Source organism: Brenneria goodwinii, assembly GCF_002291445.1.
GTDB lineage: Bacteria > Pseudomonadota > Gammaproteobacteria > Enterobacterales > Enterobacteriaceae > Brenneria > Brenneria goodwinii.
The window spans coordinates 3158367-3182429 of record NZ_CP014137.1 but is presented as its reverse complement, the minus strand read 5'-3'; the positions used below and the strand labels follow the sequence as shown (position 1 = coordinate 3182429).

The following is a 24063-nucleotide window of genomic DNA, read 5'->3' as shown; positions in this document are numbered from 1 at the left end:
AGAGGTGTTAAGCATTACGGGCTGGCGGGGCGAGCCTGGCGCCAGAAGCGAAATTTCCGGCCTCGCGTCATTATCAGATTGAATGAGTGCTATCATAAATCCACCTCTGTCGGATATTGCCTGGACGGGATAATAGAGGGTTTCACAGTCAACTGTCCGGGCTGCATTAATTTGAGGTCAGGCAATGAGCAAAGGAACAACAGGTAGTGACGCCCCGTTTGGAACGCTGTTGGGGTACGCGCCAGGCGGCGTAGCGATTTATTCATCAAATTACAGAAGCCTTGATCCGAAAAGCATGCCGGGCGACGCCTCGTTTCGCAGCTATATCGACAACGAATATATGGGGCATAAGTGGCAATGCGTCGAGTTCGCCCGCCGTTTTCTGTTTTTGAACTACGGCGTGGTTTTTACCGACGTCGGCATGGCGTATGAAATCTTCTCTCTGCGCTTTTTGCGCCAGGTTGTTAATGACAATATCCTGCCTTTACAGGCCTTTGCCAATGGTTCTCTCCGTTCGCCGGTAGCCGGTTCGCTGCTTATCTGGCACAAAGGCGGCGAGTTTTACGAGACCGGCCACGTGGCGGTGATTACCCAGCTCGTGGGCAATAAAGTTCGCATCGCCGAGCAGAACGTGACCCACACGCTGCTGCCGCAGGGGCAGCAGTGGACCCGCGAACTGACGCTGGAAGTGCGCGACGGCCATTACACCATTCACGACACCTTTGATGACACCACCATCCTCGGCTGGATGATTCAGACCGACGATACGGCGCACAGCCAGCCGCAGCCGACTATCTCCGGAGCGGCGTTAGCCATTCACGGCGCGCGGCTGGATAAGCGGGGCCAGTTCGCCGGCAAGTGGCTGAACGAGCAGGATCCCTTGCAGATGGCCTATGTGCAGGCGAATGGCGGCCACATTATCAACAAGGATCCCTATCAATATTTCACTATCACCGAATACGCCGAGCAGGAGCTGATCAAGGCGACCAATGAGCTGCATCTGATGTACCTGCACGCGACCGATAAGGTGATGAAAGACGACAATTTGCTGGCGCTGTTTGATATTCCCAAAATTCTCTGGCCGCGTTTACGCCTCTCCTGGCAGCAGCGCCGGCACGATATGATTACCGGCCGCATGGATTTCTGCATGGACGAGCGCGGCCTGAAAGTCTATGAATACAATGCGGATTCCGCTTCCTGCCATACCGAAGGCGGGCTGATCCTCGAACAGTGGGTTCGTCAGGGATACCCCGGCAAAGGACATAATCCGGCGGAAGAGTTGCTCGGCGAACTGACCGGCGCGTGGAAACACAGCCTGGCGAGACCCTTCGTCCACATCATGCAGGACAAGGATCTGGAGGAGAATTACCACGCCGGGTTTATGCAACGCGCGCTGACGCAGGCCGGTTTCGAGAGCAAAATCCTTTACGGGCTTGATGAGCTGCGCTGGGATGCCGCCGGGCGGCTTATTGATGGCGACGGCCGGCTGGTGAACTGCGTCTGGAAAACATGGGCCTGGGAAACCGTCATTGAACAGGTGCGCGAGGTCAGCGAAACCGAATTTGCGGCGGTGCCGATCCGTACCGGCGGACCGGATAACGAGGTTCGCCTGATTGACGTGCTGATGCGTCCTGAAGTGATGGTTTTTGAGCCGCTGTGGACGGTGATCCCCGGCAATAAAGCGATTCTGCCGGTGCTTTGGTCGTTGTTCCCGCATCATCGCTATCTGCTGGATACCGATTTTGAGGTGAATGAAGAACTGGCGAAAACCGGGTATGCGGTCAAGCCGATTTCCGGGCGCTGCGGCAGCAACATTGACCTGGTCAGCCACCATGATGAAGTGCTCGATAAGACGTCCGGCAAGTTCGTCGATCGGAAAAATATCTACCAGCAGCTGTGGTGCCTGCCCAATGTCGCCGGGAAATACATTCAGGTATGTACCTTTACCGTCGGCGGCAATTATGGCGGAACCTGCCTGCGCGGCGATGATTCGCTGGTGATCAAAAAAGAGAGCGATATTGAGCCGCTGATTGTGCTGAAAGACAACCCGCAGTAGAGACGCCGAACGGCGTCAGAGGTTGATGACAAAGTGCGTCGAGCAGTGAGAATGGGGAGATCGTAAAGACGCCGCAAATACGTCCCTGTAAGCTCGGGCCGCGCCATCCCTGGCGCGGACGCTTTACTCTTCTATCCCATTCTCACCGTTCTGGTTCCGCAGATAGGTTTGTCAACAGTCTGAGACGCCGGTGATGGTGGGATGGCTCCCACCATCACCGGGTTGATTAGGCCGTTAGTCTTCGGCCCGTTACGGGCAGGCGGTTTTACCGGTCAAGGTCGGCCAGCGGGGCGCCCGTCTGGCTTTCCTTTAATTGCCAGTGGTTGAGAGCGATCTCGGCGCTGCCGCTAAACGTCACCTCGGCGCGCGCGGTTGGGAAATAGCGTGAGGACATAACGCCGACCCCGTCATTAATAAAGATCTCCAGGCTGGAGCTGTCGCAGAGGATTTGTAGTTTCTCCACCTTGCCTTGCCAGTAACGCTTCTCTTCCTCGCCGTTACGCAGTCCCTGACGGCTCAACGTAATGCCCTGTTCATCGCAGGTCAGCCACATCGTAGCGCCAAAGTTCGCCTGAAAGTTGCCGCTGACCTGTAAGGCTATCTCGGCGCTATGGGCGTCAAGGGTCGGCAGCGAGTCGGCGCGTCCGCCGGCCTGCCGGTGCGCAGCGCGCAGCGCCTGCAGTTCGCGCGCCGGTTTCTGGCAGAGGCGGCCTGCGCGCACGCTCAGCTCGCGCGGACAGGTCATCATATGCACCCAGCCGTGTTGCAGGGTGGGCTGCTCAAACTCATCCTGGTCAGGCACGCCCATCCAGCCTATCAGCAGACGGCGGCCGTCGTCGGTAAGGGTGGTTTGCGGCGCATAAAATTCGTGACCGCTGTCCAGTTCGTGAAACGGCCCGTGCGGATAGTCGCCCGTGGCGTAATCCAGCTTGCCGAGCAGATAGCCGCACTGGTACTGGTTCAGGTAACGCCGCTCTTCAGCTGCGACGCCCTGCGGGCAAGTAATCAGCACGTCGTGACCATCAAGGTGGAACAGATCCGGGCACTCCCACATATAGCCGAATTCGCCGTTGTCGCGCACCTTGCTGCCGGCAATCTCGCCCATCAACGTCCATTTCACCAGATCGGGCGATTTCAGCAGCAGCACCTTACCCTGCAACTGCGGATCCTGCGCCGCCAGCACCATGTACCAGCTGTCGTTATGACGCCAGACTTTCGGATCGCGCACGTGGCCGGTGTAGCCCTCCGGCTGACCCAGCACCGGCTGCTTCTCGAACTCACCCTGCGCATTCTGCCGGGCGATGCACTGCCAGGCGGTACGGTCGTCGTCGGCAAGCATCACGTTGCCGGTATAGATCAGCACCAGTTGCCCGTTGTCATCCACCGCGGAGCCGGAGAAACAGCCGTCGATATCGAACTCTTCGCTCGGCAGGAGGGCGACCGGCTCATGTTGCCAGTTAACCAGATCGGCAGAGCTCCAGTGGCCCCAGAATTTAGTGTTATGGTTGCAGGCCAGCGGATTCCATTGATAGAACAGATGGTAACGTTGCTGGAACTGAATAAAGCCGTTCGGGTCGTTCATTAATCCCACCACCGGGGACAGGTGCCACAGCGGGCGGTGGTGGTCGGATGGGGTACGCTGATGACCTTTCATCACCGCGAGCAGCGTTTGCTTGAGGAGGTGTTTTTCTCTCATTGGTCGCCCTTTTCGTTATAGCTGAACAGTAAAGTAATAAAAAATGGCAGGCCGAAAGCCATGGCCAGACCAATCAAGTGATTGACTAACGAACTGGCCTGAATAATAGCCAGCCCCGGCAGGCCGGTCAGACCCACGCCGGTGGCGTAAACCTTGTTGTAGACCACCCAGGCGCCGCCGATCGCGCCGCCGGCCATGGCGGCGATAAACGGTTTCACAAAACGCAGATTGACGCCGAATACCGCAGCCTCAACTGAACCAATGATTGCCGAGAAGGCGGCCGGAATGGCGATCTTGCGTATTTTGCTGTCGCGGGTGCGGAACCAGACGGCCAGACAGGCGCCGCCCTGGGCGACATTGGACATTGACCAAATCGGCAGCAGGTAGTTGACGCCGATATTCGGATTAATCAGCAGCCCGGCTTCAATGGCGTGGAAGCTGTTCTGGATGCCGGTCATCGCCACCACCGAATAGAGGCCGCCGAAAATCACCCCGGCAATCCAGCCGGTCTGGGCAATCAGCGTGGTCAGCACATAGGCGATGCCGTCGCCGAGCATGCGGCCCGCCGGGCCGATAATCAGCAGCGCGACAAAACCGGAAATGATCAACGTGAGGAATGGCACGAAAACGATCTCGACGAGATCGGGAACGATACGGCGCAGGCGCTTCTCGATAAAACTCATAAACCAGACGGTCAGCAGCACCGGAAACACCGTTCCCTGATAGCCGATCATGGCGATTTGCAGCCCGTAGAAGTCCAACGTATGGTAACTGCCTAATCCGCCCCAGACGTTCGCCAGCGTCGGGTGCGTCAGGATCCCGCCGATGGTGGCGCCGAGAAACGGGTTTCCGCCGAATACGCGGGCGGCGGTAAATCCAATCAGCACCGGCAGGATGATAAAGGCGGAGGAACTGAACATTTCCAGCAAAACGTAAATGGCGTTTTTCGAATCCAGCCAGCCGTAGGTTCTAATCAGGCTCATCAGTCCCATCAACAGGCCGGAGGCGATAATCGCAGGAATAATGGGGATGAAAACGTTGGACAAGGTGCTGGCTATGCGTTGAAAGTAGCTGAGATTTTTTACGGCATTTTGCGAGGCTTCTTCTTTTTGCGTCGAGTCATCGATCATGGCTGCGTGAGCGAATGCGTCGTAAACATCGTTAATCACACTGCTGTCGAATACAACCTGTACTTGCCCCGCCTTACGAAAACTTGCCTTTACTCCCTTTATCGCATCAATCGCGTTAAGATCCAGTTTTGATTCGTCTTCCAGTACTACCCTAAGTCGTGTGGCGCAGTGGATGGCCGAAGCAATGTTATCCTTGCCGCCCATCAACGGAACGAGCTGCCGGGCTACCTGCTTATAATCCATGAACTCCCTCGGAAACTTTAGCTTTAAAAAAAGTGAACTTTAAATTTGTAAAATAGTGAAATAGGTCACAAATAACATCTTAAACTAATGTATGTAAACACATAATCGCTTTCCGGTACAGTTTGGTAAGGCGCGGATTCGCCGCTTTGACGGCGTTATCGAAAGGAAGAAACGGTGATCGTCCGTCGCATCTGAAGTTCGCGATACCGACGGTTTGCCGTGGATGATGGGCGGCTTAATCCGGCGCTCAGGCAGGTTTTTCAGCCCGCGAAAAATAGCCATGCCGTTATGTAAAAACAGACGATTGTTCGTAGCGCACAATGGTTTTTTAGTCAGATGGTTATTACACTTTTACGCAATCATGCCGGTTTTTACCGGCGGATATCTCGCGCAATATTTTGTATTCAATAAAAATACAATTTCCGCTCATGGAGCACAGAGACTAGGTGTAAGCGACAAATGGATTTACTCAAATTCTTACTTCGTCTACCTTTTACCCTGATAAAAGGCCTTTTTCGCGCGCTCGGTTTGGTTCTCGGCTTGTTTGGCCGCGTCATTAAACCGATCGTCGGGCATATCGACTGGCGGCCGATCGATAACGGGCAGTATCGCATCCGCGCGGTGGACGATCGCGGACGCGCCGACAGCCGGTTGATTCGTATTGAAATTGTGAACTAGCGGTGAGTACGCGGTCACACGACGATGCGGCGGGATGTTTATCGGGAATATATGCAACCGGGCGACATGGCCCGGCAGCCCCGCGAAAAAGGAACTGCCGGAAGCCGGTGCGCCATTTATTCTCCTTGCGGCGCGCGGGCGCTTTTTTCTTCGGCCTGCATGACCAGGCTGAGCGATGCCGGCAACACGGTCAGCGTAACCAGCGTGGCGACCAGCAACCCGCCGATGATGGCATAGGCCATCGGCCCCCAGAAGACCTGATGCGAAATCGGGATCATCCCCAGCACGGCGGCGCAGGCGGTTAACAGTATCGGACGCGCGCGGTGTTTTGATGCTTTGATAATCGCCTCTTCCCGGTCCAGCCCCTGACTCGTATTGCTGTCCACTTCGCTGATCAGAATGACGGCGTTACGAATGATCATGCCGGCCAGAGCGATGATGCCAAGCAAGGCGACAAAGCCCATCGGCGTACCCGTGGGCAGCATCGCCGCGACGATCCCAGGTAAGCCGAACGGCGCCATCAGCACGGCCAGCAGCATGCGGGTAAATTTCTGCAGTTGGATCATCAGCAGCACCAGCATGGCGAACAGCGTGACCGGCAATACGGCATAGACCGAACTGTTGCCTTTATCGGATTCGGCTACCGTGCCGCCTTCCTCAATGCTATAGCCTGACGGCAGGGCGTCGCGCAGCGCATTGACGTCGGGCAGCAGCGCCTGAGAGACCGCGACGGCATTCATCCCCGGCGCCAGATCGGTCTGAACGGTGATAAACGGCAGCCGCTGGCGTCGCCATATCACCGGATCCTCCACGCCCCATACTGGTGTGGCGACCCGGCTCAGCGGCACTTTCTGCCCTGTCGAGGCGGTAATCATCAGGGATTGGAGACTGCCGGTATCCAGCCGTTCGGCATCGTCGCCGCGCAGCACTACGTCGATCAGCCGGTTGCGATCGCGCACGGTGGTGATCGCGCTGCCGGCCCACACGGTATGCAGCGTTTCAGCCACGCTGCTGGACGAAACGCCCGCCGCCCGCGCTTCCGTCTGATTCACTTTGAGCGTGATGACCCGTTCCGGCTCTCCCGCCGTCAGGTTTACCTCGCGCGCGGCGGGATTCTGTCCGATGATGCCCGCCAGTTGCTGGGCGAAATCGTGCACTCTGGCGTAATCCGGGCCGCTGATGCGGTATTTTACCGGCCAGCCGACCGGCGGCCCCAGCTCCAGCGGCGAAACGCGCGTGGTGATATTGTCGAACTGCTCGGCCAGTATCTTGTTCAACTGCCGGCTTAGGCGATCGCGCGCTTCCAGACTGTTGGCGACGATCACCAACTGAGAGGTATTTTCATTATCCAGCAGTACGTCCATCGGCAGATAAAAACGTATCGCGCCGGTGCCGATATAGGTCGAGTAGTGGTCGATATCGTCGTTCCCCTCCAGCAGCCGTTCGAGCCGGGTTACCTGCCGCGTCGTTTCCGTCTGCGAGGCGTTGGCCGGCAGGGAAAGGCTGACCAGCAATTCGGGCCGATCGGAGGCCGGGAAGAATTCCCCCTCCATGAAGGCGGTGCCGAATACCGAGAGCGCGAAAACGGCCAGCGCGATAGCCAGCGTCGCCACGCGATGGCGCAGCACCCGCGCCAGCAGGCCGCTGTAAAAACGCATCAGGCGCCCTGGCCGGCGCGCTTTTTCCCCCGCCTGACCGTTGAGGGTACGCGGTAAAATCCAGACCCCGGTCAGCGGCGAGAAGAGGATGGCGACGATCCATGAGCAAAGCAGGGCGATCAGCACGACGGCGAACAGGGAAAAGCAGTATTCGCCGGCGCTGGAGGCGGCAAAACCGACCGGAATAAAACCGGCGATCATCACCAGCGTACCGGTGAGCATCGGAAATGCCGTAGTTTCAAACGCGTAGGTGGCGGCGCGCCAGCGGTCATCGCCCTTTTCCAGGCAGGCCACCATGGTTTCGACGGTTATCATGGCGTCGTCCACCAGCAACCCAAGCGCGATAATCAGCGCCCCCAGCGAGATACGCTGTAGCCCGATACCGCACAGCATCATAACGGCGAAGGTCATGGCCAGCACCAGCGGAATGGCGGCGGCCACCACCAGCCCGGCCCGCAGTCCCAGCGAGACGAATGAGACGGCCAGCACAATCACCACCGCTTCGATCAGCACTCTGACGAAGCCGCTGACCGCCTGTTTCACCACGGTCGACTGATCGGCAACGGTGGTCATCTCGATGCCGTGAGGCAACTGCGCCTGTATATCCGCCATCCGTTCGTTGATCGCCTGCCCAAAACGCAGCATGTTGCCGGTCGACGCCATCGAAATGGCCAGGCCGATGGCGGGCTTGCCGTTGACCTGGAACGCCGGCGCCGGCGGTTCCACCGGCTGGCGGCTGATGGCGGCGATATCCGTCAGGGGAAGGTAACGTCCGTCGATACGCAGGGTGACGGCGCGCAGGCTCTCCTCCGAACTCAGCGCGCCGCTGACCCGCAGCGCGATATTCTCTTTTGCCGTTCGCAGTTCGCCGGTCGGCACGACCTCGTTCTGCGCCTTCAGCGCGTCGGTCACCTGTTGCAGATCCAGCCCCATACCGGCCAGTTTGCGCGGAGAAAATGCAATAACGATTTGCTCTTCCTGCTCGCCCACCAGACTGATTTTGCCGATGTCCGGCACCGACATCAGACTGCGCCGGACGTCTTCTACCCGGTCACGCAGCTCGCGCGATGTAAAGCCCTCGGCGGTAAAACCGTAAATCGTGCCGAAGGTATTGTCGAACTCGTCGTTCACCGCGGGCCCCTGCACGCCCTGCGGCAGCGAGGGGGCGATATCCTGCATTTTATTGCGCACCTGATGCCAGATATCCGACACCTTGGCCGGCGGCGTATCGTCGCGCAGGTTCACAAAGATGACCGACTGACCGGCCCGGGTTTCGCTTTCCACATAATCGAGATAAGGCGTTTCCTGCAGCTTCTTTTCCAACGTGTCCGTCACCAGATTGGTGGTGTCCGCAATGGTGGCGCCCGGCCACAGCGTGGTGACCACGGCGGCTTTAATCGTGAAGGCCGGATCCTCATTACGCGGCAGTTGGTCGTAGCTGATGATGCCGGCGACCATGATCAGCAGCATAAAAAAGCTCACCAACTGCTGATTTTTCAGCGCCCAGGCCGAGAGGTTAAATGATTTTTTCAAATCAGCGGCATTCATTGCATTTCCTCTCCAAGGCTGACCGTTTCACCGTCCCATAGCTTGCTGACGCCCGCCGTGACCACTTTTTCGCCCGGCTGAATGCCGCTGGCGATGAATACCGATGCGGCGCTGTAGCTTGCCGGCGCAATCGGACGCAGATGAAGCCGCATGGCATCATCCACGACGAATACCGCCGGTTTGTCGCCGGTGCGGGTCAGCGCCGACGCGGGGAGGGCAATCATTCCCGGTCCGGATAGCGGCATTTGCACCTGCGCGCTGGCGCCCATCGCCATGGCGTCCGGCGGATTATCCAGCGCAATCCGCACGCGCCAGGTTCGGGTCTGGGGATCGGCCTGCGGACTGATATCGCGCAGGCGGCCGGTGGTATTGACGCTGGGATCCGTCAGCAGAGAGACGGTGAACGCGCCGTCTTTGACGCGGGCGATCGCCTGCGGATCGGCAACGTCTAATACGGCATCGCGTCCGTTGCCGGCGGCAAAGGTGAAAATAGCCTGCCCGGCGCTGACCACCTGACCGGCGGAGGCGCTGACGCTGGTAATCACCCCTGCCTGCGGAGCGGTCAGCCGGGTCCACGCCAGATTGTCCTGCGCGTTTTTCAGCGCCGCTTCATCGCTCTGACGGCGGGATACCGCCGCCTGCCAGTCCGATGTCGCCGTGTCCAACTGCGCCCGAGCAATGGCGCCGGACGGCATCAGCGACTGCAAGCGATGCAGGTTCGCCGCCGCCACGCGCTCGGCGGCGCGCGCGCTGTCCAGTTCGGCCTGTGCGCTGCTGAGTTGATTGCGGCCGGTATCGCTCTCCAGCGTGGCCAACAGTTGGCCTTTGTCTACGCGGTCGCCTACGTCGGCCACGCGGGTGAGGAGCCGTCCGTCAAGCCGGAAACTCAAGGAGATTTCATCGTGGGCGCGGATCTCGCTGGTGCGGTTAAGCGGCGTCGAGCTAGAGGGCTGCGGCGCGGCGATGTAGCGCACCGGGCGGGGCGCTACGTTTTTAGGCGTATCAGGGTCCCCGCAACCGACAATCAGCAGCGGCGCCAGATAGAGCAGAGGCCGGGCCGACGGTAGCCGCAGGCGGCGGATAGGGGTGATAATCCTGTGCAGCGCATAGCGTGCATAAGTGGCAAGGTGTTTTGACATGATGCTTCCCCTGAATCAAGATGGCGCCATTCAATCAACCCTGTGCCGAAATTCCGTTTATGTTTCATCAAGGATTCATCAAGGGGGATGAGTTTGTCGTTATATGTCGCCGGTTTCCGGCAGATGGATGGTGATGAGCAACCCCTTGTCCGCCGGCAGCGCGGCGTGAATACTGCCGCCGTGCGCCGCGCAGATGGCGCGGGCTATCGACAGGCCAAGGCCGCTGCCGCCGGAGTGGCGGGCTCTGGATGAGTCCGCGCGGGTAAAGCGTTCGAACATGCCGGATAAAAATTCCGCATCCACGCCGGGGCCATAGTCGCGAAAGGCGATCTGGCAGCCCTTACCGGCAGGCCGCACTTTGATGGTCAGCCGCTTGCCTTCGCTGGCATAGCGCAGCGCGTTTTCCATCAGAACGGTAAAGGCCTGCCCCAGGCGAAACGCGTCTCCCACGTAGGTACAAGGCATGTCGGCAATGACACGGATCGACATACCGGCTTTTTCTAACTGGGGCTTGAGCCAGGCGGCGCGTTCCCGCAGCAGTTCCGCCAGATTCAGTATGCGGCGATCGAGTTCGAGTCTGCCCGCTTCGGCCAGAGAAAGCAGGTGAAGTTCGTCAATAAGGCGATTCAGATGCTGGAGTTGCTTCATCACCATCCCCAACTGTTGCCCGTCGGCGCGGAATACCCCGTCAATCACGCCCTGAAGCCGCCCGATTGCCGCCGTTAGCGGCGAACGCAGTTCATGCGCCAGCGCCACATGCGACGCCCGCATTTCATGCTCATAACGGGCAAGCTGATGCGTCATGGCGTTGAAATCGCGGGCGAAGCGGGCCATCTCCGTCGGCGCCTTTTCAACCAGCTCGGCTTGCGTGCCGAATTTCCCCCGGGTGACGGCTTCGGAGGCCGCGGCCAGGCGGCTGAACTGGACCGAAAGCGGGCGCGCGCTCTTTAACCCCATAACGACGATAAATGGGATCATGACCACCACCAGCACGCCCACCATCAGCCAGTCCGCGGAGACGATGGACGGTTCGGAATAGCTCACTCCCCACCAGGTATCGACAATCTGGTGAAAGCGGGCCAGGTTCGTTTCAGGGTGCTGGCGCAGCACCTCGAATTCTTCCCGCAGCGCCGGCGGCATGTGATGCAGCACCCAGATATTCTGGATGGCGAAGCGCAGCCACATACACAGCGCGATGACAATCACCGTGCCGATAGCCAACGCCAGTATACGGACGCATATCCAGCGCCAGAGGGAATGATATTCAGTATTTTTCATGGATGACGGAGCCTATAACCGACGCCTCGCACATTGCGCGGAGCATGGGTGTTGGTGATGCCGGCGATCTTCACAAAGAAAATGATCCATAATATGTCGCTGCATTTACCCGGTATGATCTCGGGGTTATGCTAGGTTTTTCACTAACCACCCGTAAAAATAATTGAAATTGAAATAACCGCATGATTTTCTATAATTGTTCGCCGCCGTTTTGATAGATGCCAGCAGATCGATCTTCGCATTACAAAATCAAGTGATGCTGAATGAATTATCAAGATTTCATGAAGGGACAGAATCTATGAGCCAGCGAAGAGTGTTGATCGTTGAAGATGATTTCGACGGCGCTGAAGTATTGAGCGCTTACCTGAGCCGGGAGGGATTTCAGACTCGTCATGTCGCCGATGGCCGTCTGGCGTTGGAACAACATGCGCAATGGCGGCCGGACTTGGTGTTGCTGGATATCATGCTGCCGGGGTTAAGCGGCAACGATGTGCTGGCGGCGATTCGCCAGCATGCTTCCACGCCGGTGATTATGGTGACGGCGGTCGGCAGCGAATCCAATCGCATCAATTCATTGCTGTATGGCGCCGACGATTATGTGGTCAAACCCTATAATCCCGGCGAAGTGGTCGCCCGCGTCCATGCCGTGCTGCGGCGCTGGGGCAACAACGCCCAGGCGCGCTCCCGCAGCCTGCATCACGGCAACTTAATTGTGGATGTCGATGCGGTGCAGGCGTCGGTCGACGTCGACGGCGTTCGGCAACCGCTCGATCTGACGCGCACCGAGTTCAATCTGCTGGCGATGCTGATGGCCTGTCCGACGCGCATGTTTTCACGCGCGGAATTGCTTGCCGGCTGTCTGCCGGAAAGCGATGCGCTGGAGCGCGTGGTCGACGCGCACATCTATAATTTGCGCCGCAAACTGGAACGGGTCGGCATTCGCGATGTTCTGCTGACGGTGCGCGGGTTGGGCTATCGTTTCAGCAATGCGTTATGAACAAATTGTGTTATGAACAAAAGCGCCATAGATAAAAGTGAACGCCGCGCCGCTGAACCGCTGTGGCGCTGGATAAGTCTGCGCATGATCGGTTTGGCGATGGCGGCTATTCTGGTGGTGGGCGGCGGCATGTGGCTGCGTTTTTCCTGGTGGGAGGCGCATCTGCGCGCGGCGATCCCCGAACCGGTACGCCAGGAACTGCAACTGTTGGAGGCCCAGCCGGCCGAGCACCGGCAGCGCCTGCTGCAGATCTATGGCGAGTATATGTACGGCGAATACTTCACCAATGAAGCCGAGCACGAAGACATGCTGTTTTTCGGCGTGTTCGTGCTGATGTCGATTCCGCTGATCGTGGGCGGCGGCGTATGGGTATCGTTGCATTTGTCGCGCCAGCTCAGCGCCGTGGCGATCTCCGCGGACCAAATCGCGCAAGGCGATTTTACTGCGCGCGCGGCGCTGGTGGCTCATACGCCAGAGGCGCTCCGTAGCCTGACGAGCGATTTTAACCGCATGGCCGAGCGGCTGGAGCGCCGTGAGCGGGAATTGCAGGCGTCCAGCGCGGCCACCGCACATGAGTTGCGCACGCCGTTAACGGCGGCCAAAGGGCGTCTGCAAGCGCTGCTTGACGGCGTGTTTGAACCGACGCCGCAGAATTTCCAACTCATTATGGGCCAACTGGATCAATTGAACCGATTGATCGATGACTTGTACCTGCTGTCGCTGGTCTCCGCCGGACAACTGGCGCTGTCGCCCGCTGAATTTGCGCTGCGTCCCCTGCTGGAAGAGCGTATTGCCTGGGCCGCGCCGCGTCTGCAGGCATTACGGATGCGGGCTACTCTGGACGCGGCGCAGGAACTGCGCGTGCGGGCGGATCGCGATCGCGTGGGACAGGTGCTGTCGATCCTGCTCGACAACGCCATCCGCTATGCCGCGTCAGGGAGTTGGATCGGGCTGAGCGCCCGGCGGCAGGGCGAGGGCGTGCACATAGAGGTGGAAGACGACGGCCCCGGTTTCGCGCCGGAACACCTTGATCACGTCTGCGATCGTTTCTGGCGCGCCGAAAGCTCTCGTTCGCGTCACGCCGGCGGCAGCGGATTGGGATTAGCGGTCGCCGTGGCGATCTGTCAGGCGCACGACGGCCTGCTTTCCGTGCATAACCGCGACGGCGGCGGCGCGCGCGTCACTATTTACCTGCCTGACTAAGAGCCTACCCATTAGGGCTATTTCACTTGCCATTTTGGCCCTGGGCAGTGCTCGAAATCCTCACGTACTACGTGTACGCTCCGGGTTCTGCGCGCTGTCCGTGTCCAAACTGGCTGCGCCAATAACGCCTACTGGGATAGGCGCTAAGGGAATTTTTTCCCTCTCTTCATAGAATCTTCACCATTTCTCGGTCGGAACTTGTCTGAACGCTGGTGTACTGCTTGCGGTTTCTATTCAGCTTGAGGATGAGTACGAATGAGCAATGCAAACAGTTTCCCGATGCGTCGATATCTCTGTCTGGCCTGCGCTCTGGCGGTCTTGCCGCTGGTGGGGCAGGCGCAACAAACCGAACCGCAGGCGCCTGCCAGCCTATTCGGCGATGAAACTGACGTCAATTTGGGACTCGGCGCGACTTTCAGCCCGCGTTACCTGGGCGCGCGTCAGACGCGGGTGTCTCCCGAACTGGAGTTAAGCATTTCGCGCGGCATCTTTTTTGCCGATACGCTGCGCGGCATCGGCGCGGAGTATCTCACCGACAGCGGGTTTTATGTCAGCGGCGCGCTGTCTTACGACCCCGGACGTAAAGAGAAAGAGAGTACCTGGCGGCCGGGTTCCAAACGACTGCGCGGCATGGGGGAAGTCAAAGGGGCGACCACCGCCGACTTGCTGGTATCGCAGCGAATCACCTCCTGGCTGGCGATCAATGGCGAAGCCGAGTTTCGCGTGGCGGGCTACGAGCGCGGGAATCGTTATCGGCTGGGGCTGGAAGGCACCGTCCTGCGCGACGGCGGCGATACCGTCACCCTGGGCGTCAATATGCATGCGGGCGACGGCCGCTACAACCGTACTTACTTCGGCGTGAGCGAGCAGCAGCAACGCAATTCGCGTTTTTCCCGTTTCAACGCGCGATCCGGGGTTTATGCCTATTCGGCGTCGATCGACTGGCAGCACGATTTCGATCGGAACTGGACGCTGTTCATGGGGGTGAACCTGATGGAATTCAGCGACCGGGCGCACCATAGCCCGCTGGTGGAAGGCAATACCGGCGTGACGGGCTTCGCGATGGTGAATTACACGTTCTGAGACCACGGACGGCGGTAGTAGGCAATAGACTTTAAGGAATTTACTCCATGGCATTCCTTCCTTTTTCCCGACCTTCGCTGGGTGAGCGGGAGTTGGCGGCGGTAAAGGCGGTGTTTGAATCCGGTTGGATTACCACAGGACCGAAATGCGCCGAACTTGAACGCGCATTTTGCCGGCTCACGGGAAATCAACATGCCATCGCCGTGAGCTCCGCCACGGCCGGTATGCACGTTACCCTGACGGCTCTCGGCCTGCAACCCGGCGAGGAGGTGATCACCCCCTCGCTGACCTGGGTGTCCACCATCAATATCATCTCGTTACTTGGCGCCACGCCGGTAATGATCGATGTCGACCGCGACACGCTGATGGTGACGCCCGAAGCCATTGAGGCCGCCATCACCCCGCGTACCCGGGCGATCGTTCCGGTGCATTACGCGGGCGCCCCGGCCGATCTGGATGCCATCCGAGCGGTGGGCGAACGCTACGGTATTGCCGTTATCGAAGATGCCGCGCATGCGGCGGGCGCCTTTTATAAAGGGCATCACGTGGGCGATCGCGGTACGGCGATTTTCTCTTTCCACGCCATCAAAAACATGTCATGCGCGGAAGGCGGACTGGTTGTCACCGACGACGCCGATCTGGCCGAGCGTATCCGCATGCTGAAATTTCATGGGCTGGGCGTGGACGCGTTCGATCGCCAGACGCATGGCCGTCAGCCGCAGGCGGAAGTCATCACGCCCGGCTTTAAATACAATCTGCCGGATATCAGCGCGGCCATCGCGCTGGTTCAGCTTGAAAGGCTGCCGCACATCAATGCGCGAAGAACGGCCATCGCGCAGCGTTATCTTCAAGCGTTAAAAGAGACGCCTTTTTCCCCGCTCGAGGCGCCGGCCTGGCCGCACCGGCATGCCTGGCACCTGTTTATCATCCGCGTTGATGAAGCAACCTGCGGCATCACGCGCGATGCCCTGATGCAGTCGCTCAAAGAGCAGGGCATTGGCACCGGACTGCATTTTCGCGCCGCGCATACGCATAAATATTATCGCGAACGCTACCCCGACGTGTCGCTGCCGGCAACGGAGTGGAACAGCCAACGTATCTGCTCCATCCCCCTTTTTCCCGCTATGACGGACGGTGACGTCGAGCGCGTCATTAGCGCGCTTCGCAGGCTAGCCGGGGTTTAAATGACTGAAGAAAAAACGATTAATAAAGTGTCGGTGGTCATTCCTGTGTTTAACGAACAGGAAAGTTTACCGGAACTGATTCGACGTACGGACGGCGCCTGTCGCGGTCTGGGCCTGGAATATGAAATTTTACTGGTTGACGACGGCAGTCAGGATCTTTCCGCCGACATGATTTCCGCGGCGGCCGACCGGCCCGGCAGCCATATCGTGGCGATCCTGCTTAACCGCAACTATGGGCAGCATTCAGCCATCATGGCCGGATTCAGCTACGTCAGCGGCGACCTTATCATTACGCTGGATGCCGATTTGCAGAACCCGCCCGAAGAGATCCCCCGGCTGGCGGCGGCGGCCCAGGAAGGCTATGACGTGGTGGGAACGGTGCGGCAGAACCGGCAGGACAGTTGGTTCCGCCGCCGTGCGTCACGCGCCATCAACCACCTGATTCAACGCGTAACCGGCAAAGCGATGGGGGATTACGGCTGTATGCTGCGCGCCTACCGTCGTCACATCGTTGACGCCATGCTGAACTGCCATGAACGCAGCACCTTTATTCCTATTCTCGCCAACACCTTCGCGCGCCGCGCAACGGAGCTGCCGGTGACGCATGCCGAACGTGAATTCGGCAATTCCAAGTATAGCTTTATGCGGCTCATCAACCTGATGTATGACCTGGTGACCTGCCTGACCACCACGCCGCTGCGCATGTTAAGCGTGCTGGGCAGCCTGATCGCCCTGGCCGGATTCGCGTTCTCCGTCCTGCTGGTCGCGCTGCGTCTGTTTCTGGGCGCGGAGTGGGCAGGGGACGGCGTATTCATGCTTTTCGCGGTGTTGTTTATGTTCGTCGGCGCCCAGTTCATCGGTATGGGCCTGCTTGGCGAATATATCGGCCGTATCTACAACGATGTACGGGCGCGGCCCCGCTATTTTATCCAACGCGTTATCCATCATCAGAAAGACGCTTCAGTACAGGAAACCGAACAATGAAAACCATCGTCTTCGCTTACCACGATATGGGCTGTGCGGGCATCAACGCGCTGCTTGAGGCAGGCTATACCATCCGCGCCATTTTTACCCATGCCGATTCGGCCGCTGAAAATCACTTTTTTGGCTCGGTGGCGCGCATCGCCGCCGAGAAAGGCATTCCGGTCTATGCCCCTGACGACGTTAACCACCCATTGTGGATCGAGCGCATTAACGCGATGGAGCCGGACATTCTGTTCTCGTTTTATTACCGCGTGCTGCTGAGCGACAGCATTTTAAACTGCGCAAAGATCGGCGCTTTTAACTTACACGGCTCCCTGTTGCCGAAATACCGCGGCCGGGCGCCCCTCAACTGGGCTATCGCCAACGGAGAGCGCGAGACTGGCATAACGCTGCATCGTATGATCATGCGCGCCGATGCCGGCGACATTATCGCGCAGCAGGCCGTGAATATTGCCGATGAGGACGATGCGCTGACGCTGCACCATAAACTGGTGCGGTGCGCGCGTCATTTACTGGCGGACAGCCTGCCGGCCATCAAACAGGGACGGCTTGAGGGGCGCAGCCAGAACGAGGTCGAGGCGACGGTCGTCCGCCGCCGCACGCCGGAGGACGGGCGTATCAACTGGTCGCTGCCCGCCCGGGACATTCATAATCTGGTGCGTGCGGTCACCGATCCCTGGCCGGGCGCCTTTACCTGGGCGGGATCGTCAAAATTCGTCATCTGGAAAAGCCGGATCTTATCGGACCATACTCAGGCCAATCCCGGCACCGTGCTGTCCGCCGATCCCTTCGTCATCGCCTGCAAAGACGGCGCGCTGGAAGTGCTGACCGGTCAGACGGACAACGGCGTCTGCATGAATGGTTGCCAATTGGCGCAAAGCCTGGGCGTGGTGCCCGGCGCGCGGCTATGTTCCCAGCCCGCGGCCGCCGTTAAACGCCGCACGCGCGTACTGATCCTGGGGGTGAACGGCTTTATCGGCAACCACCTGACCGAGCGCTTACTCAAAGAGGAAAACTTCGAGGTCTTTGGTCTGGACATTAGCTCTGACGCCATCAGCCGTTTTGTGGGCCACCCGCGCTTTCAGTTTGTTGAGGGGGATGTCAGCATTCATTCCGAATGGATCGAATACCACATTAAAAAATGTGACGTCATCCTGCCGCTGGTGGCGATCGCCACGCCGATCGAATACACCCGTAATACGTTGCGCGTGTTTGAGCTCGACTTTGAAGAAAACCTGAAGATCATCCGCGGCTGTGTGAAATACGGTAAGCGCATCATCTTTCCGTCCACCTCGGAAGTGTACGGCATGTGTACCGACGACAGTTTTGATGAGGACCATTCAAAATTGGTGGTCGGCCCCATTAACAAGCCGCGCTGGATTTACTCGGTATCCAAACAGCTGCTGGACCGCATCATCTGGGCTTACGGCGAGAAAGAAGGACTGCGTTTTACCCTGTTCCGCCCATTCAACTGGATGGGGCCGCGTCTTGATAGCCTGAACGCCGCCCGCATCGGCAGTTCGCGCGTGATTACCCAGTTAATTCTGAATCTGGTGGAAGGTTCGCCCATCAAGCTGGTTGACGGCGGCAGGCAGAAACGCTGCTTCACCGATATCAGCGACGGCATCGAAGCGCTGTTCCGCATCATCGAAAACAAGCATCGGAACTGCGACGGACAGATCATCAATATCGGCAATCCGGATAACGAAGCCAGCATCAAGGAGCTGGCGGAGCGGCTGCTTGCCAGCTTTGAGCGTCATCCGCTGCGCGCAAGTTTCCCGCCGTTTGCCGGCATCCAGGAGGTGGAAAGCGGCAGCTACTACGGAAAAGGCTATCAGGATGTCGAACACCGTAAGCCTTCCATTCGCAACGCCCGCCGCCTGCTGGAATGGACCCCGACGGTTGAGATGAACACCACCATTGAAAACACGCTTGATTTCTTCCTGCGCACCGTTGATCTGCCGGAGGAGCCTTGATGAAGAAGGTCGGTTTGCGGGTCGACGTCGATACCTGGCGCGGTACGCAACTGGGCGTTCCGGCGCTGCTGGCGCTGTTCGACAGGCATGATATCCGGGCGACGTTTTTCTTCAGCGTCGGCCCGGATAACATGGGGCGTCACCTGTGGCGCCTGATGAAACCCCGGTTTTTATGGAAAATGCTGCGCTCACGCGCGGCCTCGCTGTATGGCTGGGATATTCTGCTGGCAGGCACGGCCTGGCCGGGCAGAGTCATCGGCGATGGGCTGGGGGACGTGATCCGCGCCGCGGCCGATCGCCATGAAGTAGGGTTACACGCCTGGGACCATTTTGCCTGGCAAACCTGGGCCGGCGGCTGGTCAAAAGAGCAACTCTGGCAGCAGATTGCCTACGGTTTAGCGGCGCTGGAAAAGATCGTTGAACAACCGGTGACCTGCTCCGCGGTAGCCGGCTGGCGCGCCGACGGCCGGGTCACGGAGGTCAAACAAGCGTTTGGCTTTCGTTATAACAGCGACTGCCGCGGAACCGCGCCTTTCCGGCCGCTCCTCAGCGGTGGTCAGTTAGGCGCCGTACAGGTTCCGGTCACGTTACCGACGTGGGACGAAGCGGTGGGCCAGGCCGTCGGCGCCGATGGTTATAACGACTTCATCCTCGCGCGTATGCAGGCGGATAGCGGTACGCCGGTATACACCATTCACGCCGAAGTGGAAGGCATCAGTCAGTTCAGCGCATTCGACGACTTGCTTCAGCGCGGCAAAGCGCAGGGGCTACAGTTTTGTCCTCTCGGCGATCTGCTGCCGCAGGATTTGACTCAACTGCCGACGGGAACGGTGGTACGCCGACATATTCCGGGCCGTGAAGGGTGGCTGGGTTGTGAAAAACTGATGGAGAAAATGGAATGACGGCCGCTGGTAAAGGTTTTCTCCTGTTTGCGCTGTTGATTTTGTATTACCTGGTTCCGCTTGAGTTCAGAGATCTCTGGCAACCCGATGAAACGCGCTATGCGGAAATCAGCCGGGAAATGTTGCAAAACGGCAATTGGGTGACGCCGCATTTCTTCGGCCTGCGTTATTTCGAGAAGCCGGCGGCGGGTTACTGGTTCAACACTGTCGGCCAGTGGCTGTTTGGTCACAATAATTTTGCGGTGCGCATCGGTTCTGTATTTTCAACGCTGCTGAGCGCGCTGCTGGTGTACTGGCTGGGACGGCGCATCTATGCCGATCGCGCGCTTGCGCTGACCGCCAGCGTCATCTTTCTGACCGCGCTGCTGGTTTACGGCGTGGGGACTTACTCGGTGCTCGATCCCATGCTGTCGCTGTGGCTGGTCGCCGCGATGTGCAGCTACTGGTTGGCGGCCGGGGCCGTTGGCGTAAAACAGCGCGTGGCTGGCTATTTGCTGCTGGGTTTGGCCTGTGGCATGGGGTTTATGACCAAAGGATTTTTGGCGCTGGCGGTACCGGTGCTGGCTATTGTCCCCTGGGCCATCTGGCAGCGCCGTTTCTGGGAACTGCTGGTTTACGGCCCGCTTGCCGTGTTAAGCGCCGCGCTGCTGAGCGCTCCCTGGGCGCTGGCCGTTCATCAGCAACAGCCGGATTTCTGGCGCTACTTTTTTTGGGTTGAACACATCCAGCGCTTCGCGGAGTCAGACGCCCAGCACAAAGCGCCGTTCTGGTATTACCTGCCGGTGCTGCTGGTCGGGGCGCTTCCCTGGCTGGCGCTGCTGCCGGGCGCGCTTTATCAGGGCTGGCGGCAACGCGCCGACGCGCCCGGCGGGCGGTATTTGCTCTGCTGGGCGATCGTTGCGTTTCTGTTCTTCAGCATCGCCAAGGGCAAACTGCCGACCTATATCCTGCCGTGCTTTGCGCCCCTGGCGATTCTGATGGCCCGGCATGGGCGCATGCTCGCCGGGCAGGCCGGTAATACCCTGAAACTGAACGCCTGGATTAATGTCCTGTTCGGCTGCGCAGGCATGGCGGCCCTGCTGCTGGTGCTGGCGCCCTGGGGCGTCGGTGGTCATGCTCTTTACCGGCAGCATGAGATGATCCCGCTGGCGTTGGCGGTCGCGTCATTCGCCGGCTGGGCGTTAGCCGGCGCGCTAAGCCTGAAGCCGCAAAGGGGACGTTGGTTGGCCGCCGCGCTTTGCCCGCTGGCGCTGGCGCTGTGCGTCGGCGCGGCGATACCGCAAAGCGTGCGAAACAGCAAACAGCCTCAGACCTTTGTTCGCAGCATCGCCGACCCGCTCGCCGACAGCCGCTACATCCTGAGCGACAATTCCGGCGTTGCGTCGGCGATCGCATGGACGCTCCAGCGCGGCGATATTATTTTCTACGATAAGCAGGGCGAGCTTCAGTACGGGCTGAGTTACCCCGATGCGCAGTCACGTTACATTACTAACGCCGATTTTCGCCGCTGGCTGGCCGCTCATCGTAAACAGGGCGCGGTTTCGCTGGTGTTGCGACTGGATCGCGGCGAGCCGGCGCCTGCCGATCTGCCTCTTGCCGATATTATTTATCGCGCCGATCAGATGCTGTTTCTGCAATACCGGGCCGCGCCATGAAGCTGAGTCTGCTCCTTGTGCTGCTGCTAACCAGCCTGTTGAGCTGCGCCGGTCAGATGTGCCAGAAACAGGCGGCGCGCCAGGCGAAGCGCGCGTCGTTGACCGGCTGGCTGCTGGTCAGCCTGGCTTTTCTGGGCTGCGGCATGGCGACATGGCTGCTGGTGCTGCAGCGTCTGCCGGTAAGCCTGGCGTATCCGATGCTGAGCATCAACTTTATTCTGGTGGCCCTGGCGGCCAGACTCTTCTGGCGTGAAAAAATGTCTCGTCTGCAGTGGCTTGGCACATTGCTGATTGTGGCGGGCGTGGCGGTGATCGGGAGTTACGCATGAAGGGATATGGGCAGGCGCTGTGCAGCGTCATGTTGGTTACGGCGGCCCAATTGATGCTGCGCTGGGCCATGGTGCAACTGCCGGGCGTGGATGCCATCGCCGAGTGGCGGAGCATTTCGCTGCGGCCTGCTCTGGTTCTGTGCGGGGGATTAATCGCCTACGGGCTTTCCATGCTGTGCTGGCTGCTCGCTTTACGGCGGCTGCCGCTTAGCCGCGCCTACCCGGTGCTCAGCCTGAGTTATGTGCTGGTGTGGATGCTGGCCATTCTGTTGCCCGCATTTGCCGAACCCTTTCATCCGGGGGCGCTGGCCGGCGTCGTGCTGATCTTGCTGGGCCTGCTGTGCATGTGCGTTCGGCCAGGTAAACCTGATTCGTGACGGCACGCGGTAAAACGCGATGTTACCCGCTAGCGGCGGACGTCTGACTCAGCGCTAAAATACAATCTTGATGGTTAAAAAATGAAAATAGCAATTGCAGGAACGGGATACGTTGGTCTGTCCAATGCCGTTTTACTGGCGCAACATAACGATGTCGTGGCTTTGGATATCGATGAAAAAAAAGTGCATCTTCTCAACGATAAATTATCGCCTATCGTTGATAAGGAGATTGAGGATTTTTTATTAAATAAAAAGCTAAACTTTCAGGCCACGACAGATAAAGCGTTCGCTTATAGCGATGCAAAATTTATTATTGTCGCTACGCCGACCGACTACGATCCCCAAACGAATTATTTTAATACGCAGTCGGTCGAGTCGGTTATCCAGGATATCATGAAGATTAATCCAGATGCGGTAATCGTGATAAAATCAACCGTACCGGTTGGTTATACTAACCAGTTGCGTGATAAGTATCATTTCAGCAATATTATTTTCTCTCCTGAATTTTTACGTGAAGGAAAAGCCTTATACGATAATCTTTATCCGTCGCGTATCGTTATCGGGGAATGCTCCGCCCGCGCATCTCAATTTGCTTCATTATTATTGCAGGGCGCGATAAAAAAAGAGGTGCCGGTGCTCTTTACCCACTCAACGGAGGCCGAGGCCATTAAATTATTTGCCAATACCTATTTGGCGATGCGTGTGGCCTATTTTAATGAGCTGGATAGTTATGCGCAGATTCATTGCCTGAATAGCAAACAGATTATCGAAGGCGTTGGATTAGATCCGCGCATCGGTAAACATTACAATAACCCATCGTTTGGCTATGGCGGTTATTGCCTGCCTAAAGACACGAAACAGTTGCTGGCCAATTATACCAATGTTCCCAATAAATTAATCAGCGCTATTGTTGATGCCAATCGCACAAGGAAAGATTTTATCGCCGAATCTGTTCTCAAACGTAACCCTAAAGTTGTCGGCGTTTATCGTCTGGTAATGAAAAGCGGCTCGGATAATTTCAGGGCTTCAGCGATTCAGGGGGTAATGAAACGGATCAAAGAGAAAGGCGTCGAAGTTGTCGTTTATGAGCCGGTGCTGCAGGAAGATCGCTTTTTCCGTTCGCGAGTGATCAATGATCTGGCGGAATTTAAGCAAGTGGCGGACATGATTATCTCTAACCGCATGGCGGAAGAATTGTCCGATGTGGCCGACAGAGTCTATACCCGCGATCTGTTTGGCGCCGATTGATCTTGTTTTTGGCATAACGGTCGGTACGCGGAATGTTGGCGTGAGCGCTGTCTGATGCGGCGCGGGAATTTTATCTGCGGGTGGGAGGCGAGCCTTCGCCGATGGAGCCGTTGATGTTGATGGTGACGTTGGAGATTTGATGGGAGTGTCTGACGAAGACCACTGAATACCACCCGGAATAACCATACGTTACGGTTCAGTTCCGCATCGGTGCTTGGCGAATTGTCTCGTCAGCATTGGGGACGGATGATTGCCCTATCAGTTTTTTATTACACAATACTCGTTGGGAAAATTTGGCCGACCTGAAAACTGTCGCTCGTAATGATGAGATTGTAACGCTGGTAGATTTCACCGCTATGGGGTTTGGTCCTTGTGCGGTGTTATTGACTAATAATGAGACTGTTTACAAAAAGGCTGAGCGATTATAAATATTCGGTGCTTTTGACTTACGCACTATGTGGACTCAACAAGAAACAGAGAGAGAAATTCAACCCAGATTGCAGTTTAACTTCCGCTTAAGTCCACTTGTTGGCGCATGCATCAAAATGGCGCTTATTAACATGGGGTTAAATAAATGAAGACAGACTTCATCATGACACCGTTGGCTATGCCAGATGGTAGCGTAGTTAACCATAAATTGGCAGTGGATGGATCATCGCCAGTCATTCCCCAAGCTAATCGCAAAACTATTTTTCCGAA

The 24063-nt window shown here is 58.0% G+C and carries 18 protein-coding genes and 1 pseudogene; 14 read left to right on the top strand and 5 right to left on the bottom strand.

The window, feature by feature from the left end; all coding sequences use genetic code 11:
• The first annotated feature begins 184 nt into the window (after window positions 1–184).
• Complete coding sequence (gene gss / locus ACN28R_RS14145) at window positions 185–2056, top strand: bifunctional glutathionylspermidine amidase/synthase (protein ID WP_095834738.1); 1872 nt, start codon at window positions 185–187, stop codon at window positions 2054–2056.
• A gap of 265 nt (window positions 2057–2321) precedes the next feature.
• Here gss and ACN28R_RS14140 read toward each other — a convergent pair whose 3' ends face one another.
• Both ACN28R_RS14140 and ACN28R_RS14135 read right to left on the bottom strand, forming a co-directional pair.
• Window positions 2322–3752: a glycoside hydrolase family 32 protein gene (locus ACN28R_RS14140; protein WP_095834737.1), complete on the bottom strand. Its 1431-nt coding sequence runs from the start codon at window positions 3750–3752 to the stop codon at window positions 2322–2324.
• Window positions 3749–5125, bottom strand: a complete 1377-nt coding sequence (locus tag ACN28R_RS14135; protein WP_048636008.1) for a PTS transporter subunit EIIC — start codon at window positions 5123–5125, stop codon at window positions 3749–3751. The genes ACN28R_RS14140 and ACN28R_RS14135 overlap by 4 nt, the downstream gene beginning before the upstream one ends.
• Window positions 5126–5584: 459 nt before the next feature.
• Here ACN28R_RS14135 and ACN28R_RS14130 point away from each other — a divergent pair, with 459 nt between their 5' ends.
• Window positions 5585–5803, top strand: coding sequence for a hypothetical protein (locus ACN28R_RS14130; RefSeq protein WP_095834736.1), 219 nt, complete (start codon window positions 5585–5587; stop codon window positions 5801–5803).
• Between the two features lie 116 nt (window positions 5804–5919).
• On the opposite strand, the gene ACN28R_RS14125 is transcribed toward ACN28R_RS14130, so the two are convergent.
• The 3 genes from ACN28R_RS14125 to ACN28R_RS14115 form a co-directional block, all read right to left on the bottom strand.
• Entirely contained in the window at window positions 5920–9009 is a 3090-nt protein-coding gene (locus ACN28R_RS14125) for an efflux RND transporter permease subunit (protein WP_095834735.1), read from the bottom strand.
• Window positions 9006–10148: an efflux RND transporter periplasmic adaptor subunit gene (locus ACN28R_RS14120; protein WP_095834734.1), complete on the bottom strand. Its 1143-nt coding sequence runs from the start codon at window positions 10146–10148 to the stop codon at window positions 9006–9008. Before ACN28R_RS14120 ends, ACN28R_RS14125 begins: the two co-directional genes overlap by 4 nt.
• A gap of 99 nt (window positions 10149–10247) precedes the next feature.
• Entirely contained in the window at window positions 10248–11426 is a 1179-nt protein-coding gene (locus tag ACN28R_RS14115) for a sensor histidine kinase (RefSeq protein WP_048636004.1), read from the bottom strand.
• Between the two features lie 298 nt (window positions 11427–11724).
• Between ACN28R_RS14115 and ACN28R_RS14110 the strand changes: the two genes are divergently transcribed.
• The 12 genes and pseudogenes from ACN28R_RS14110 to ACN28R_RS14055 all read left to right on the top strand — a co-directional run.
• Window positions 11725–12423 (top strand): response regulator, encoded by a 699-nt coding sequence (locus ACN28R_RS14110; RefSeq protein WP_048636003.1) that lies wholly within the window; start codon window positions 11725–11727, stop codon window positions 12421–12423.
• A 12-nt stretch (window positions 12424–12435) separates the two neighbouring features.
• The gene (locus ACN28R_RS14105) at window positions 12436–13626 is read left to right on the top strand and encodes a sensor histidine kinase (RefSeq protein WP_095834733.1); all 1191 of its coding nucleotides are present in this window, start codon (window positions 12436–12438) and stop codon (window positions 13624–13626) included.
• Between the two features lie 255 nt (window positions 13627–13881).
• Entirely contained in the window at window positions 13882–14709 is an 828-nt protein-coding gene (locus tag ACN28R_RS14100) for a MipA/OmpV family protein (RefSeq protein ID WP_095834731.1), read from the top strand.
• A 47-nt stretch (window positions 14710–14756) separates the two neighbouring features.
• The gene (gene arnB / locus ACN28R_RS14095) at window positions 14757–15893 is read left to right on the top strand and encodes a UDP-4-amino-4-deoxy-L-arabinose aminotransferase (RefSeq protein ID WP_095834730.1); all 1137 of its coding nucleotides are present in this window, start codon (window positions 14757–14759) and stop codon (window positions 15891–15893) included.
• Entirely contained in the window at window positions 15894–16877 is a 984-nt protein-coding gene (gene arnC, locus ACN28R_RS14090; protein WP_048636000.1) for an undecaprenyl-phosphate 4-deoxy-4-formamido-L-arabinose transferase, read from the top strand. It abuts the gene before it with no gap.
• Window positions 16874–18853: a bifunctional UDP-4-amino-4-deoxy-L-arabinose formyltransferase/UDP-glucuronic acid oxidase ArnA gene (arnA, locus tag ACN28R_RS14085; RefSeq protein ID WP_095834729.1), complete on the top strand. Its 1980-nt coding sequence runs from the start codon at window positions 16874–16876 to the stop codon at window positions 18851–18853. Before arnC ends, arnA begins: the two co-directional genes overlap by 4 nt.
• On the top strand, window positions 18853–19755 hold the full coding sequence (arnD, locus tag ACN28R_RS14080) for a 4-deoxy-4-formamido-L-arabinose-phosphoundecaprenol deformylase (protein WP_095834728.1): 903 nt from the start codon (window positions 18853–18855) through the stop codon (window positions 19753–19755). Before arnA ends, arnD begins: the two co-directional genes overlap by 1 nt.
• A complete protein-coding gene (gene arnT, locus ACN28R_RS14075; protein ID WP_095834727.1) occupies window positions 19752–21410 on the top strand; it encodes a lipid IV(A) 4-amino-4-deoxy-L-arabinosyltransferase in 1659 nt (552 codons plus the stop codon). The genes arnD and arnT overlap by 4 nt, the downstream gene beginning before the upstream one ends.
• A gap of 2 nt (window positions 21411–21412) precedes the next feature.
• Window positions 21413–21739 carry a 4-amino-4-deoxy-L-arabinose-phosphoundecaprenol flippase subunit ArnE gene (gene arnE, locus ACN28R_RS14070; protein WP_095835805.1) on the top strand — a complete coding sequence of 109 codons (327 nt, stop codon included), beginning with the start codon at window positions 21413–21415 and terminating at the stop codon, window positions 21737–21739.
• A complete protein-coding gene (arnF, locus tag ACN28R_RS14065; RefSeq protein WP_095834726.1) occupies window positions 21736–22116 on the top strand; it encodes a 4-amino-4-deoxy-L-arabinose-phosphoundecaprenol flippase subunit ArnF in 381 nt (126 codons plus the stop codon). Before arnE ends, arnF begins: the two co-directional genes overlap by 4 nt.
• Window positions 22117–22197: 81 nt before the next feature.
• Window positions 22198–23364, top strand: a complete 1167-nt coding sequence (locus ACN28R_RS14060; RefSeq protein ID WP_095834725.1) for a nucleotide sugar dehydrogenase — start codon at window positions 22198–22200, stop codon at window positions 23362–23364.
• 44 nt (window positions 23365–23408) lie between these two features.
• Window positions 23409–23504: pseudogene (locus ACN28R_RS14055) on the top strand (GNAT family N-acetyltransferase); the annotation flags it as partial.
• Window positions 23505–24063 lie beyond the last annotated feature (559 nt).

Bases quoted from the DNA above. Each gene is read 5' to 3' on its own strand.
- arnT (WP_095834727.1), top strand. From the start codon at position 19,752: ATGACGGCCGCTGGTAAAGGTTTTCTCCTGTTTGCGCTGTTGATTTTG.
- arnB (WP_095834730.1), top strand. From the start codon at position 14,757: ATGGCATTCCTTCCTTTTTCCCGACCTTCGCTGGGTGAGCGGGAGTTG.
- ACN28R_RS14105 (WP_095834733.1), top strand. From the start codon at position 12,436: ATGAACAAAAGCGCCATAGATAAAAGTGAACGCCGCGCCGCTGAACCG.
- ACN28R_RS14140 (WP_095834737.1), bottom strand. From the start codon at position 3,752: ATGAGAGAAAAACACCTCCTCAAGCAAACGCTGCTCGCGGTGATGAAA.
- arnD (WP_095834728.1), top strand. From the start codon at position 18,853: ATGAAGAAGGTCGGTTTGCGGGTCGACGTCGATACCTGGCGCGGTACG.
- gss (WP_095834738.1), top strand. From the start codon at position 185: ATGAGCAAAGGAACAACAGGTAGTGACGCCCCGTTTGGAACGCTGTTG.
- ACN28R_RS14110 (WP_048636003.1), top strand. From the start codon at position 11,725: ATGAGCCAGCGAAGAGTGTTGATCGTTGAAGATGATTTCGACGGCGCT.
- arnA (WP_095834729.1), top strand. From the start codon at position 16,874: ATGAAAACCATCGTCTTCGCTTACCACGATATGGGCTGTGCGGGCATC.
- ACN28R_RS14115 (WP_048636004.1), bottom strand. From the start codon at position 11,426: ATGAAAAATACTGAATATCATTCCCTCTGGCGCTGGATATGCGTCCGT.
- ACN28R_RS14135 (WP_048636008.1), bottom strand. From the start codon at position 5,125: ATGGATTATAAGCAGGTAGCCCGGCAGCTCGTTCCGTTGATGGGCGGC.
- arnF (WP_095834726.1), top strand. From the start codon at position 21,736: ATGAAGGGATATGGGCAGGCGCTGTGCAGCGTCATGTTGGTTACGGCG.
- ACN28R_RS14060 (WP_095834725.1), top strand. From the start codon at position 22,198: ATGAAAATAGCAATTGCAGGAACGGGATACGTTGGTCTGTCCAATGCC.
- ACN28R_RS14120 (WP_095834734.1), bottom strand. From the start codon at position 10,148: ATGTCAAAACACCTTGCCACTTATGCACGCTATGCGCTGCACAGGATT.
- ACN28R_RS14130 (WP_095834736.1), top strand. From the start codon at position 5,585: ATGGATTTACTCAAATTCTTACTTCGTCTACCTTTTACCCTGATAAAA.
- arnC (WP_048636000.1), top strand. From the start codon at position 15,894: ATGACTGAAGAAAAAACGATTAATAAAGTGTCGGTGGTCATTCCTGTG.
- ACN28R_RS14125 (WP_095834735.1), bottom strand. From the start codon at position 9,009: ATGAATGCCGCTGATTTGAAAAAATCATTTAACCTCTCGGCCTGGGCG.
- ACN28R_RS14100 (WP_095834731.1), top strand. From the start codon at position 13,882: ATGAGCAATGCAAACAGTTTCCCGATGCGTCGATATCTCTGTCTGGCC.